Here is a 13,016-nt window from a genome sequence, read left to right as displayed (position 1 = left end):
TTTTCATTCCCCACTAGTTATTAGTAGAACCATTCCCTATTCTTTCATTTTAAAGATCTTATTCGGATTCAGAATGTTTTTCGGATCAAGAGCTTGTTTTATATTTTTCATCACAAGAAGTGCTGCCCCATGCTCTTTTTCTTGATATTTTCGTTTACCAATTCCTACCCCATGTTCACCTGTACATGTTCCACCGCGTTCAAGAGCATACATTACAATTTTTTCATTTGCCGCTTCTGTTTTATGCACTTCTTCTATATCATTAGGATTCACCATTAATAGAACATGAAAATTCCCATCTCCGACATGTCCAAGTATCCCCCCAACAATTCCCATTGCATCTAAAGTCTCTTTAGCATACTGTATTGCATTTGCTAACTCTGAAATTGGCACACAAACGTCCATACTCATCAGTTTTTCCCCTGGATGGCTATGAACATATGCATACGCTAAGTTGTGCCTTGCTTCCCATAATTTATTTCTTGCTGCCGTTTCTGTTTCAAATGAAATAGCATTACATTTATGATCTTTCACAATTTCTTTTGTAAATTCAACATCCTGTTTTAATCCTGCTTCATTCCCATGAAACTCTAAAAATAAAGTTGGTTCTTCTCTATAATTTGTTTCACTATAAAGATTAACTTGTTTCATTGAAAGTTCATCAACAAGTTCAATCCGTGCGATCGGAATGCCAGCTTGTAAAATATCAATCACAGCTTCTACAGCATCATTTACTGCCGGGAAAGATGCTCTTGCTGCCATCGTATGCTCAGGTATTCCATACACTTTTAATGTCAATTCCGTAAAACAACCAAGTGTTCCTTCTGATCCAACGAAAATACCATTTAAATGATAGCCAGATGATGACTTTGCCGCTAGAGTCCCTGTGTGTATAATTGTCCCATCTGCCAGTACCACTTCTAAATCACGAACTTGATCACGCATCACACCATACTTTACTGAAGTCGTTCCACTTGCATTTGTAGCAGCCATTCCTCCTAGCGTAGCATCGGCTCCTGGGTCTACACTAAAAAACAACCCATGCTTTTTCAACTCTTTATTGAGCTGCGAACGAGTCACACCCGGTTGAACTTTAACGAGAAAATCATTTTCTCTTACCTCTAGCACTTGATTCATAAGTGAGAAATCTATTGTAATCCCGTTTTCATATGGAATCACATGCCCTTCCAAACTTGATCCTACTCCAAATGGTACAACGGGTGCTTGGTACTTGTTCGCTAGTTTTATTATTTCACTAACCTCTTTTGTCGTTGTTGGAAATACGACAACATCTGGTAAACTACTAGCATGATAAGATTCATCTTTACTGTGCAATTCTCTCACCGTTTCATTTACTACTACTTGCGTTTCAGGAAGTACCTCTTTTAAGGCAATTATCAAATTTGCAGTTTCAGCTTTCATTTTATTCTCTCCCATCATTTTGTTACAGATTTGATATACAATTTAAGATCGTTTTATAATGATTCATCTGATGAACTATTCCATACATGTTAATCTGAAAAATCAAATAATTCAAGTCTTAATTCGGAAACAATTTAAATTTCGAAATTTCTCTTTTCTTGTTAGGAGATTACTAAAATTATCCAGAGTTAATGTTTGTAACATCAAGAAATTTTGTTTATATTCAAATTAACCTGAATTTAACAATAGACATACAGGATAAATATCATTTATGGGGGAATTAGACGTGCAATTACCAACCTTTAAATATAATCCGAACTCATTAGAATTAGGGATTATAAAAAAAGAACTTACGACTTGTTGTGTTTGCAAAAACGAACGTGAATATGTTTATAGCGGTCCTTTCTATTCCATAGAAAATGTAGAAAGCATCTGCCCTTGGTGTATCGCTAATGGAAATGCAGCTAAAAAATTTGATGGCGAATTTCAAGATTCATACTCTTGTGATGAAGTAAACGATGAAGAAAAATTAAAGGAACTTACCCATAGAACACCTGGATATCGCGGATGGCAACAGGAATACTGGCTAGGACATTGCAATGATTTTTGTGCATTCATTGGATATGTAGAATGGAAAGAAATCGCTCATTTAGAGAATGAATTACAACAAGACTTAGTTGAATTTACGGAGTATTATGGACTTAGTTTACAAGATTTTCAGTATTCATTGGGGCATCAAGGTAGTTTGCAAGGATATCTTTTCAAGTGTTTACACTGCGGTATACACCGTTTACATGTAGATTGCACCTAATATATATGAATGCGCGACAACTGTATTCACATCGTAATACTTTATACCAATAGCGCATTTCGTTTCATTTTTCTATAATGATACAAAGCAACAATGAATACAACTTCTTCCTACCATCAAAAAACGAAAAAGAGTCCACTTGTATTGGACTCTTTTGTATATATGCGAAAAGATTTTGAAGGTCCTTTTCCATTTCTTCATGTATATCTTGATTTGCAGCAATAATTCCAAAAGCACCCCAATTAAACATGCAAACCTTTCTCTTTGAAATAACTTAACATTTTCCGGTAATTCTCACCATACTTCTCCTGAAATTCTTTTCCAAAATCTTCTTCAATGTGTTGCATCATCATATCATGGTAAAAAGCGTTTTTTATTACTTCAATTACTGCTGGATGGCTCGTCTCTAATGCAGATGGCTTCATATCTCCTTTGAAACTACCAATTAAAGCTGAACTAGAATCACAGAGAATAGAAAATTTCCTTTCATCCACAGGCCATTCTTCGTCCCTATAATGCTGGAATACATGTTTAAGAGGTGTTTTACATGCTCCCATTGTAATTAATATGACACTAACCCCTTTACATTCAGCTACAAGTAACGCTTCCTCTATATGGTGTAAATCTTCTGACCAAACATCTACAACTATAGATGTTTCTGCATTTGCAATAACGCGACGTGCAGCATTATCTAACGCATTGCTCCCTTGCCAATTATAAAAAGCAGATGCAGGTCTAGGCGGATTTTTTAATTGATTAATAAGAGCCTTCGAAGTTTGTTCAAATTCAGTTTGAACAAGGCGAATTAATTGCTTAATTGGAACAGCATTATAAAGCACTGTCTCCCCTTCTATACTACGGCAAGCTCCTTTGTCCGTTAATGATCGTAATGCAGCATATACATTTGTTCTTGATACAGATACCCGTTTTGCAACTTCATAGCCGGACAACTCTGTCTCTTCATATAACGTCAAATAACACCTTGCTTCTAAATCAGACAAACCTATTTTTTTTAGTAAATCAATCATGGGAGACCTCCTATCTTAACACTTGAATGGGATGCATATCTTAAGTGGTATTTATCAATACTCCTAAAAAGTGTATTACCCTTAGTTTAAACTAAAATCAACAAAATTTCATCTGTTTATTCTTGTTAATTAACATTTGTACAAGAACAAGAAAGTCTAAACTAGAATTTTATAGATTTACAAAATTCTACCCATGTAGCCTTAGGTTAAATCAAATAAATAAATTTGAAAGAAGATAACTCCTTTAAAGAAAAATCCCCAAAAGTTCTTGTTTTTGGGGATTAGATGAATTATACGTATACATGTTTCAACACTTACTTCATTTCCAGTTTAATATTAATAACTGAACGAACTTCTTTTACTTGTTGTTCTGCATCTCCAACATTGGAAGCATAACCTAATTCTAACAATAGTCCAGTTACCACTGTACCAGTGCGATTACGCCAGCTCACCTAATCGATTAAACGCTTCAAATTAGATAAAAAATAGCCACAATCTGTTTATGAAAAGATTGTGGCTACTTTGAGTGGACCCAAAAAGGTTTTATGCTAATCTATTTCTTCGCATCTTTCATGCTATAATATCCTAAATTAATCACAATTAAGAAATAACCACCCATAATTCCAGCAGCAAATGTCCACATGACACTATGATGTTCAATCTCATACATAATAATCGCACCGAGTATCGCTGCTGCAAACCGATTCATCATACCAAGCGTCGGTGCTTTTACTTTTTTTACAATGCTATCTCCAAACTTTTCAATACGCCTTCCTAAAATCCAAACACAATACATACTAACAAGCAAGCCAATGCTTGCACCTAAAAAATGGGACGAGAAAGGCGTCATAACCCATCCTAATAACATCGCGCCTAGCAAATAACATATTTGTATATTAAATGCTCTTAGTGCCATACGAATCATGCTGTGCTCCTTTACCTGCTTCATTGTATTTACATATCAACAACTACAGCTGCTACTATTAAAAAAATACATATATCCCTATTGTTTTTCTAATATATAAGTCACGTGAAATAAAGAACTGACCGCTTCTATCCAGTGCCGGATACTCTCTTCCACACAAAAAAAGGATGATTTTATGTCAGCTTTTTATTTTATATCTATATTCAATAACATGGGGTTTCTGTACAAAACAACATGTTATCCCTTAACGTACAAGTTTTCGCTTTTGATAACGTGACCTCTAGAATGAGATAACCGCAAAACATCGTCATAACTGTCTTGAATGATTTTAGAGTTAGCTTTTCCAGTTAGAATCTTTTCGATAATTTCATACATTCTTATTCATGAATAACTCCTATAACCCTGCCGAACGTAATAAAAACGAAACACCATAAAAATGCGCCGATAGCAGCGAACAAAATATAAGTTTTCAACTTCATTTTGCTAATCCCCGAAAGGTAACAGGTTATATGTCTGACACCTGGAATGAAATACCCAAAAATAAGAGAATAGGATCCATATTTCCCCATCCACTTTTCAACTTTGATTATTCTCTTTTCCTTCAAACCGATCCATTTCCCATATTTCTCAATAAAAGGACGACCTGCCTTTTTGCCGATCATATAACTGATCAACATACCCAACAACGCTCCTACAAAACTGACTAAAATGGCAAGCTCATAATTCAGGACATTAATATTTGTAAAGTAACCTACGACTGTCATCATGACTTCATCAGGGATTGGTATTCCTACAATCCCAAGAACAAGCATCAAAAAAATAGCGAGGTAACCATAGTCTGCTATAACCTGCTGTACTAATTCCATCTTTCAGACTCCAATTTTTTTGACATATGTTTTTTAAAATGGGGGAATTTTATTTTGCTCACCATTAAATAAGACAGTACACATGTGCCAAGGGCTATAAGAATAGGATTATTCAAAAAGCATAAAATGACGAGACACATTGCCGCAAATGGAATTGGCATTCCGATAAACGTCGGGAGCTTGCTTTGTTGAATATTAAATCTAGCAAGCCGAAGCATTCCACAAATACTGTAAGCCAGTGCACATAGCATCCCAATAGACTGCAGATCTTTTAAAGCTACACTATATGCAAGTATAGACGGAGCTATACCAAAGGTAACTAAATCCGCAAATGAGTCTAGTTCTCTACCTATCTCCGAAACAGAATCAAGTTTCCGAGCAATCATGCCATCAAAAAGATCAAATAACATACCTGTAATAATAAAAATCATTCCAAAATAAATATCGTGAACGAAAACTGAGTAAATAGCCAGAAGTCCACAGATAAAATTTGCTATCGTAATAATACTTGGTATATAACTCATAACATGCTTTTCCCTCTTTCAACTAACTAAGTAATGTTTCAAAAAGTTAATTAAAACTCAGTGAACATATACAACTTTTTTAATAAAAATCGCTTCATAGAAACTTTATTACTATTTGGGCTCAAGTGTCTTCTTTTTTTCTTCCAATATAATTTTATTTATTTTAATTAAGGTATCAGTCATTTGCTGCAAGGCTTCGATATCAATTTTAGAGAAGTACTTCTCAATAAGTAAATCATCTAGCTGAGACAACCGTTCTATATAATTGCTACCATTAGGACCAAGTGTAAGGAAATACTCACGTTTATTGTTAGGATTTACTTGTTTCGAAATCATATTATGCTTTTCCAATTTAGATAAAACTTGGCTAACAGCGCTTTTAGATATATTAAAAGTGGTCGCAATATTGTTCGCTGTAGTATTTTTATTTAAATTAATATAGAATATCATACTCTCTTGCTGCCCTGTAAGACCGAACTCATCCTTTAACTCCTGAGATAGTAAAATGTAGAATTCATTGTAGGCTCGATTCATTTCGTTAATTACTTCTTTATAAGATCTGGTCATAGTATTGTTCCTCCAGCCATTCTGTTATTGCATTGTGCGCCGTTTTTTGTTTCGACACATAGTTTAGTTTAGTTAACTTAACTATATTACACCTTTATGTTAGTGTAAAGGAAAATATATGGATTTGAGTCAATGTTTTGGACACCAAAAAGTTAAATCTAAGCTACTTTGTTAGCTAGATCTTCTATTGCTTGGGGAGTTTTATAACCAATACTACTATGAATTCTCTTGCGGTTATACCATCCCTCGATGTATTGAAATAGTGCTACGTTTGCTTGTTCAAATGTGGAATATTTTGTACGATATACTTCTTCTTTCTTTAAAATGGCATGAAACGACTCTATGCAAGCATTATCATATGGACACCCTTTTTTACTGAAAGAGGGTTTGATTTTATAATTCGCGAGTAAGGTTTGAAATTCCTGACTTGTATATTGAGTTCCTAAGTCAGTATGTAGAATAAGACCTTCTGGTGGGTTCTGTATATAGTAAGCGTTTTCTAATGCTTTTATCACAAGATTCGTTGTCATATTTTGTAAAAATGAGTATCCAACAATTTTTTTAGAATACAAATCCATCACAGATGCAAGGTAACACCAACCATCTTTTAGCGTGTGAATATAAGTAATATCCGCTACCCACTTTTCATTAATTGTAGTTGTAGAGAAATCTTGTTTTAATAGATTTTCCCCCTCCTCTACAGTTGATTTTGATGAATGTGGTTTGTATTTTTTAAGGTAATAGAACGGATATTTTCTTTTTTCATGAGCCGTTGTACACGTTTTATGCTTATTTTTACACCTTGTTCCAATAGTGTTTGATGAATCTTTGGTGCGCCGTAACGCCCTTCGCTATCTTGATGGATTTGTTTAATTTTTTTGGTTAATTCTTTATTTTCACGACTACGCTTACACTCTGTTTTGTGATGAGATTGGTAGTAAGAACTTCTTGCTATCCCAAAAGTTTGGCGCACTATATGAACAGAGTCCGTTTCTTTGTGACAATCAATAAATTGGTGTAATTCTGTATCTTTTATTTTCTCGCGAATATGGCCATAGCCTTTTTAAAAATTTCATTTTCTTCTTTTAGACGAAGCATTTCTTTTTTCATTCGTTTTAAATCTTCTAATGTCACTTCTTATCTTTTTTCAGATAAGAAGTGACATTTTTTTGGATACTACCAATAATGAGTGGTTATGTCAACCTCACATGTATATATTATTCATCATTCTTTCTTCAAGTAACAAGATAAGGTAGTTCAAAAAGTTATATTAAATCTGTTACAGTAATTTATAGAATACATAATTTGAGAAATGAGGAAAAACAATGAACAGAATTGAATTTATAAGAAAAGAGGAAAAAAAATATCACGACTATTGTTACGATAATTATAAACTGTTTGAAGAAGGTTCGTGGCTACATAAACCCGTAAAAACGGTAATAGATCTAATTTCATTATTTGATGGAAAAGACGATCTTAGTGTGCTTGATTTAGGTTCTGGAGTGGGTAGAAATAGTATCCCATTGGCTCAAGCTATAAAAGAAAATGGCGGTACAGTTGTGTGTGTGGATTTATTAGACTCTGCTTTACAAAAATTAAATCAATACAGTGAGGAATATGAAGTTAAAGAAGTAATTCAAACTGAAAAAGCTGATATAGGAAACTATGACATTAAGCCTAATAATTTCGACTTCATTGTTGCAGTTTCAAGTTTAGAACATGTCCAATCAGAAGAGGTATTTGGAAAAGTTGTTCAACGAATGGCAGACGGAACGAAGTACAACGGAATAAATTATATCATTGTAAATTCTGAAGTTGAAGAAATTGATATGGATACCAATAAGAAATTGGATGCACTAATGAATGGAGATAAACATTCCAACAGAAGAAATGATGAATAAATTAAGACAAATATATGATGGTTGGGAATTATTAAATATCATAGTAAAACCACTCGAATATAAAATTTTTCGAAATGAAAAGTCGGTTTTATTAAAAACAAATGCAATCACATATGCTGTAAGAAAAAAATAATCTATAAGGGGCCACCATACACTACTATCAATCAAAGATGAATTTATATCCATAATTCATAGAAAACGTTATTCTTTTTGTAGAAATATACAGAAAGGAGAGAGTGGAATGAAAGAAAAATTATTGAGGGTTGGAACTATTTATATTCCTGTTACCAATGTAGAACTTTCTTCAAAATGGTATGTAAACAAATTAGGTGCAGAGTTAAGCTATAAAGACGAAGACAATGGCTATTCTTAACTTTGCAAACCAAAGTTTTTTTCTGGTTAAATCCCAAGCAAATCAAAGCTTAAATTTTTATGATTTTTGTGGTAAAGAGCGCTTCTCTTTAACATTTGAAGTTAATGGTTTAAATGTACTTGAATCAATCCATAGTGATTTTATTAAAAAGGAAATAAAAGTTGGAGAGATCGAGAACAGAGGACACACTGGAAAGAACTTTGTTTTTTATGATTTAGATGGTAATAAATTTGATGTCTGGAGTGAATTAAGTCCCACCTTCAAAGAACAATTTCTTATATCGCAATAAGAGATTTTGATCATTCAATAAACAGTGGATTTTCAGGAATTAATTAATATGGTGCCAGCATGCTCTACTAAGTAGTCCCCGATAACAGAACCGCGTCCAGTTGCTACGTTTACAAGACCTTTGGGAAGGCCAGCTTTATGAAGTGCTTCAACCATTTTAATACCGCTAATTGCGCCTTGTGTTGCTGATTTAAAGATAACTGCGTTACCCATAATAAGAGCTGGTGCAAGTTTTGCAGCAGCTCTTATTATGGGTAGTTAAATGGTGCAATTGCTAATACAACACCAAGTGGTGCACGTTGGATAATCGCAAGTTTAGATTTAGATCCGCCAGGGAAGCTATCACTCACCATGCTTTCTCCGTGCATGTGAAGTGCTTCGTCAACAGTGTAACGAATGAAGTCAGCTGTAAGAACAACCTCTTTCTTCGCATTTTTATATCCTTTACCGACTTCTTTCATAATAATAGCAGCAATTTCATCTTGCATATTTACGAGCTCATCAGCCCATTTATATAAATATTTTGCGCGATCTTGTAGAAGAAGCTTCAGCCCATGATTTTTGGGCTTCTTTTGCAGATACAATTGCTTCATCTACTTCGCCGCGAGTAATTGCTTATACTTGACCAATTACTTCGTGTAAGTATGGCGATAAAATTTCGATTGTTTCTTCTGAAGAGCTTTCTCTCCATTCTCCGTTTAAATAAAATTTGTACGTATTTCTAATTGTCATGATTAATCCTCCTAAAATAGTAACTTGTAAAAGGGGGTATAAAGTGTAACTTTAATCAGTAGGGTTTTCTTCATCCCCCACTGATTATTTGGCCTCACCAATCGGGCTTTTACGAGCAGTGTATCTCCCACCTAACTTCTTTGCTTTCGCTGAATTTTGAGGCGGGCGTATTACTGCCCGCAAATAGCGGGATAAATTCAGTTTCCAGCCCAAACATCTTTTCCATATCGTCCTTCAAGCTGTAACTGATCCAACCAATTTCTTGCCTCTTGTTCACTGACTCCATGAACCTCTTGATATGCGTGACAAAGAGTATCTTCTACATCTGGAGCCATTCGACTTCCATCACCACATATATAAAGGTGAGCACCTTTATCTAATAACGAAATTAAATTAGCTCCATCTTGTTTCATTAAATGCTGTACATATGCTTTTGGATGTCCTTCCCAGCGAGAAAAAGCTGTGTATAAAGATATTAAGCCATCTTTTTCACCTTTTTCTAGTTCTGTACGATAGAGATAATCTTTTTTAGGATGACGACAACCGAAATACAGATGCGCTTCCCCTAAGTTAACACCTTTTTGCTTTTGGACACGACGCATTTGTAAGAACCCACGGAATGGTGCAACTCCAGTTCCTGGTCCAACCATGATAATTGGTGTTGCTGGATCTTCGGGTAATTGAAAACGTGATTCTGGAGTTCGAACAAAACAAGTAATCTCATCTTCATTGTGACACTGAGCTAAATAATTAGAAGCGACACCTTTATATTCTCCTTGTCCACTCCATGCAGGTTCCCTAACAACACCAACCGTAATACTTAGATGATCCTGTGCAACGAGTGGAGAGCTTGAAATAGAATAGTAACGCGGTTTGAGCGCAGGAAGAAGTTCTAAAAAGCGTTCAAACGGAATTTCACACGCTTCATACTTTTCAAGAAGATCCAACATTGAAATACGTTTCTTTAGTATTTGGTCCTGATAAACTCCATCTTCCAATAATACTTCCAATTCATATTTATGAGGAGGACAAACTGTAAATGTTGCCAATTCCCGTATTTGTGCTCGGGTTGCCGCTTCTTGAACCTCAACACTATGGCTAAGAAGGTCAAATAAACTAACAGGACGGTCCAAAGGAAGATGAACTACGCTGCGTCCACTTGTACTCAGAATGACTTGATCCTTCCCATTTAATCCAAAACGTTTTAAAATTCGGTTGACATTTTTCCGGCTGTTACTTGGCAGCACTCCAAGGTGGTCTCCTTCCTGATAAGTAACTCCTTCCGGCAAGGCTATCTCAATATGACGAGTGCTCCGCTCACTTTCAGATGACTGAAGCTCTCGGCTAGCAATCACCGTTGCATAAACAGCTTCGTTATTTTGAGCGACCGGATTAGCAGGGGGACCTGAAATCAATTGAACGGAAAGCGATGATTGATGAGACAATATTTCTGTTCCCTCTTTCATCTTTAGGCCAAAAGCATTCGAGACATCCTTCCACATATTCTCTTGCCACTCAGCAAAATCATTCTCAAAATCTCCTCCGGCATCTGCTTCTCCCCTTGTGGTAAGCTTCATGGCACCTTTCTGTTCAAGCTCTTTATCAATAAACTTCGGAACACTCTGGTAAGTATTCGCCCAATTCCGATCTCCGCAGCCAAAAACTGCATACCTGATTCCTGTACATTCCTCTTTGTCTGCTTGTTCCAGCCATTTTACGAACTGAGCGGCATTCTCAGTTGGTTGACCATTATATGAAGAAGTTACAATGAACACTGCACCTTCTTTAGGTAACTTGCCGATGTAATCGTTCAATATTCCCACCTTGCTCTGAAATCCCAGTAACTGTGCATGGTCTGCCAGCTGCCTAGCAATCTCTTCTGCTCTTCCTAAATTTGAACCATACAATACAAGCAGAGGTACGTTTTCAGCACCTTCAAGTACTTCTTGTTTTGAATATTGAGAAGTCACTTTCTCCTTTTCATCATCCAACGGAAGATTCAGTAAGGGTGCGACTTCCTTCTCTTCTCTTAATTTAACTCTAATTCTTAAATTTTCTGGTTTTATGGTCAATGTTTGCTTAATCTTCAACTGATAGTTTTCATAATCAATTAATTCAAACTTTTGAAGAATCATCCCAAGTACCAGCGTAGCTTCATAAAGTGCGAACTGCATACCAATACAAGCACGTTGACCATTCCCGAATGGTTTATATGCATGATTTGGTACTTTAGAAGGGTCTGCGAAACGTTCCGGACGGAATTCTTCTGCATCCTCCCCCCACGCTTCTTTATCCCGATGAAGCGCGGGAAGAAGCACGGTCAAACCTTCACCTTTTTTCACATGATACTGTCCACCGATTATAGTATTCTCCTTTGGATACACATCAAAAGATGGAGCGGTCGGCCATAACCGTATGGCCTCGTTTAGAATCATGCGAATGTATTTGAGGTTTAGCACTTGTTTATAAGATGGAGTGGAATCACCAAGGACCTGATCCACTTCTTCGTATGCTTTCTTCAGAACTTCTGGATGTTTTAGTAAAAAATAAGTCGTAAAGGATAATAAACCACTTGTTGTTTCATGCCCAGCAATTAAGAAAGTAATAATTTGGTATCGGATATTTACATCATCCAACCCCTCACCGGTCTCAGGGTCTTTACTGTTTAACATGCGTGACAGTAAATCTATTTCTCCGTTATTTCCATTGGCCTTTCGCTCTTTAATGATTTGGTCTACCAACGAAAACATGCTTTGTATATCATCTTGGAATTGTCTGTTTTTTCTAATCATCAGAGTATCCATGCCCTTCGAGCGGGCAACTTTATGCATAGCTTCGTCAAGTGCACGTACCATGCTGTCGATAAATGGATCATGTTTTTCTTTATAAAAACTATTAAATCGGTAGTTAAAACCACAAAGACCAATCGTATCCAAAGTAAGACGGGTCATGTCTCCGGGTACATCGATATGATCACTATCGTGATTCAACCGAGCCCATTTCTGAATCAGCTGCGAAGCGATGTCTAACATCATGGTATGATATCCCTTCATGGCTTGTTGGCTGAATGTTGGCAGCAATATATTATGGGCTTTTCGCCAGTTTGGCTCCGATGTTTTACTCGTAAACAGACCGTCCCCCGTAAATTCGCGTACATGCACCATATCATTTGCAACATGTTTATCAAAACGATTGATATCACAGACTTCAGTTACCAGTTTGTGTTCAGAGATACATATTGTTTTAAAACCTGGAGCAGTCAGCCGAAATATTGGTCCATATTCTTTCGCTATCTCACAAAAAGAAATAGTAGGTTGACTCATGTCGAATAAAGGGTAGTTACCGAGTGGCCCATATGTTTTGGGTTGTGGAATATTGCTTGTTTGTTCTTCTCTCATTTTCATCCTCCTAGCATTCGTCTAACAAAAAGATAGATAACGAACAATATGTAGTTTATAACGTATTCATGTTGTTTATAATGTAATTATATCGTTTTTACTACACAATGCAATTTACATTCAAGGCATAAATGTAGGGTAAGAAACAAAAAGATGAAATCTGTTGTTTATAATGACAATA

Annotated in this window: 8 protein-coding genes and 5 pseudogenes; 3 read left to right on the top strand and 10 right to left on the bottom strand. The window is 35.7% G+C overall.

Annotated features, from left to right (window positions below):
• Positions 1-36: 36 nt before the first annotated feature.
• Positions 37-1,422: an FAD-binding oxidoreductase gene (locus tag BLV40_RS16520; RefSeq protein WP_090691880.1), complete on the bottom strand. Its 1,386-nt coding sequence runs from the start codon at positions 1,420-1,422 to the stop codon at positions 37-39.
• A 286-nt stretch (positions 1,423-1,708) separates the two neighbouring features.
• On the opposite strand from BLV40_RS16520, the gene BLV40_RS16515 reads away from it, so the two are divergent.
• Positions 1,709-2,233, top strand: a complete 525-nt coding sequence (locus BLV40_RS16515) for a CbrC family protein (RefSeq protein WP_090691876.1) — start codon at positions 1,709-1,711, stop codon at positions 2,231-2,233.
• Positions 2,234-2,475: 242 nt separating this feature from the next.
• Here BLV40_RS16515 and BLV40_RS16505 read toward each other — a convergent pair whose 3' ends face one another.
• The 7 genes and pseudogenes from BLV40_RS16505 to BLV40_RS16475 form a co-directional block, all read right to left on the bottom strand.
• Entirely contained in the window at positions 2,476-3,261 is a 786-nt protein-coding gene (locus BLV40_RS16505) for a TrmB family transcriptional regulator (protein ID WP_090691869.1), read from the bottom strand.
• Between the two features lie 314 nt (positions 3,262-3,575).
• Positions 3,576-3,704, bottom strand: a pseudogene (locus BLV40_RS16500) (protein phosphatase); the annotation flags it as partial.
• Between the two features lie 110 nt (positions 3,705-3,814).
• Entirely contained in the window at positions 3,815-4,186 is a 372-nt protein-coding gene (locus tag BLV40_RS16495; protein ID WP_090691866.1) for an ATP synthase subunit I, read from the bottom strand.
• A 377-nt stretch (positions 4,187-4,563) separates the two neighbouring features.
• A complete protein-coding gene (locus BLV40_RS16490; RefSeq protein WP_026591572.1) occupies positions 4,564-5,052 on the bottom strand; it encodes a DedA family protein in 489 nt (162 codons plus the stop codon).
• The gene (gene pssA / locus BLV40_RS16485) at positions 5,043-5,576 is read right to left on the bottom strand and encodes a CDP-diacylglycerol--serine O-phosphatidyltransferase (RefSeq protein WP_026591573.1); all 534 of its coding nucleotides are present in this window, start codon (positions 5,574-5,576) and stop codon (positions 5,043-5,045) included. Before pssA ends, BLV40_RS16490 begins: the two co-directional genes overlap by 10 nt.
• A gap of 111 nt (positions 5,577-5,687) precedes the next feature.
• Complete coding sequence (locus tag BLV40_RS16480; RefSeq protein ID WP_026591574.1) at positions 5,688-6,143, bottom strand: MarR family winged helix-turn-helix transcriptional regulator; 456 nt, start codon at positions 6,141-6,143, stop codon at positions 5,688-5,690.
• Positions 6,144-6,301: 158 nt separating this feature from the next.
• Positions 6,302-7,280, bottom strand: a pseudogene (locus BLV40_RS16475) (IS3 family transposase); the annotation flags it as partial.
• A gap of 188 nt (positions 7,281-7,468) precedes the next feature.
• Here BLV40_RS16475 and BLV40_RS16470 point away from each other — a divergent pair.
• Together BLV40_RS16470 and BLV40_RS16465 are read left to right on the top strand one after the other, a co-directional pair.
• Positions 7,469-8,177: pseudogene (locus BLV40_RS16470) on the top strand (class I SAM-dependent methyltransferase).
• A gap of 108 nt (positions 8,178-8,285) precedes the next feature.
• Positions 8,286-8,706 (top strand): annotated as a pseudogene (locus BLV40_RS16465) (VOC family protein).
• A 59-nt stretch (positions 8,707-8,765) separates the two neighbouring features.
• Here BLV40_RS16465 and BLV40_RS16460 read toward each other — a convergent pair.
• Positions 8,766-9,437, bottom strand: a pseudogene (locus BLV40_RS16460) (aldehyde dehydrogenase family protein); the annotation flags it as partial.
• Positions 9,438-9,634: 197 nt separating this feature from the next.
• On the bottom strand, positions 9,635-12,835 hold the full coding sequence (locus BLV40_RS16455) for a bifunctional cytochrome P450/NADPH--P450 reductase (RefSeq protein WP_090691864.1): 3,201 nt from the start codon (positions 12,833-12,835) through the stop codon (positions 9,635-9,637).
• Positions 12,836-13,016 lie beyond the last annotated feature (181 nt).

It is taken from the genome of Bacillus sp. 166amftsu, assembly GCF_900107445.1.
GTDB classification, from domain to species: domain Bacteria; phylum Bacillota; class Bacilli; order Bacillales; family Bacillaceae_G; genus Bacillus_A; species Bacillus_A arachidis.
The sequence above is the reverse complement of the archived record's forward strand: the minus strand, read 5'-3'. Positions and strand labels throughout refer to the sequence as shown.

Excerpts from the sequence above, each read along its gene's own strand:
- BLV40_RS16520 (WP_090691880.1), bottom strand. The coding sequence starts at position 1,422 with ATGAAAGCTGAAACTGCAAATTTGATAATTGCCTTAAAAGAGGTACTT.
- BLV40_RS16505 (WP_090691869.1), bottom strand. The coding sequence starts at position 3,261 with ATGATTGATTTACTAAAAAAAATAGGTTTGTCTGATTTAGAAGCAAGG.
- BLV40_RS16495 (WP_090691866.1), bottom strand. The coding sequence starts at position 4,186 with ATGATTCGTATGGCACTAAGAGCATTTAATATACAAATATGTTATTTG.
- BLV40_RS16490 (WP_026591572.1), bottom strand. The coding sequence starts at position 5,052 with ATGGAATTAGTACAGCAGGTTATAGCAGACTATGGTTACCTCGCTATT.
- pssA (WP_026591573.1), bottom strand. The coding sequence starts at position 5,576 with ATGAGTTATATACCAAGTATTATTACGATAGCAAATTTTATCTGTGGA.
- BLV40_RS16480 (WP_026591574.1), bottom strand. The coding sequence starts at position 6,143 with ATGACCAGATCTTATAAAGAAGTAATTAACGAAATGAATCGAGCCTAC.
- BLV40_RS16455 (WP_090691864.1), bottom strand. The coding sequence starts at position 12,835 with ATGAGAGAAGAACAAACAAGCAATATTCCACAACCCAAAACATATGGG.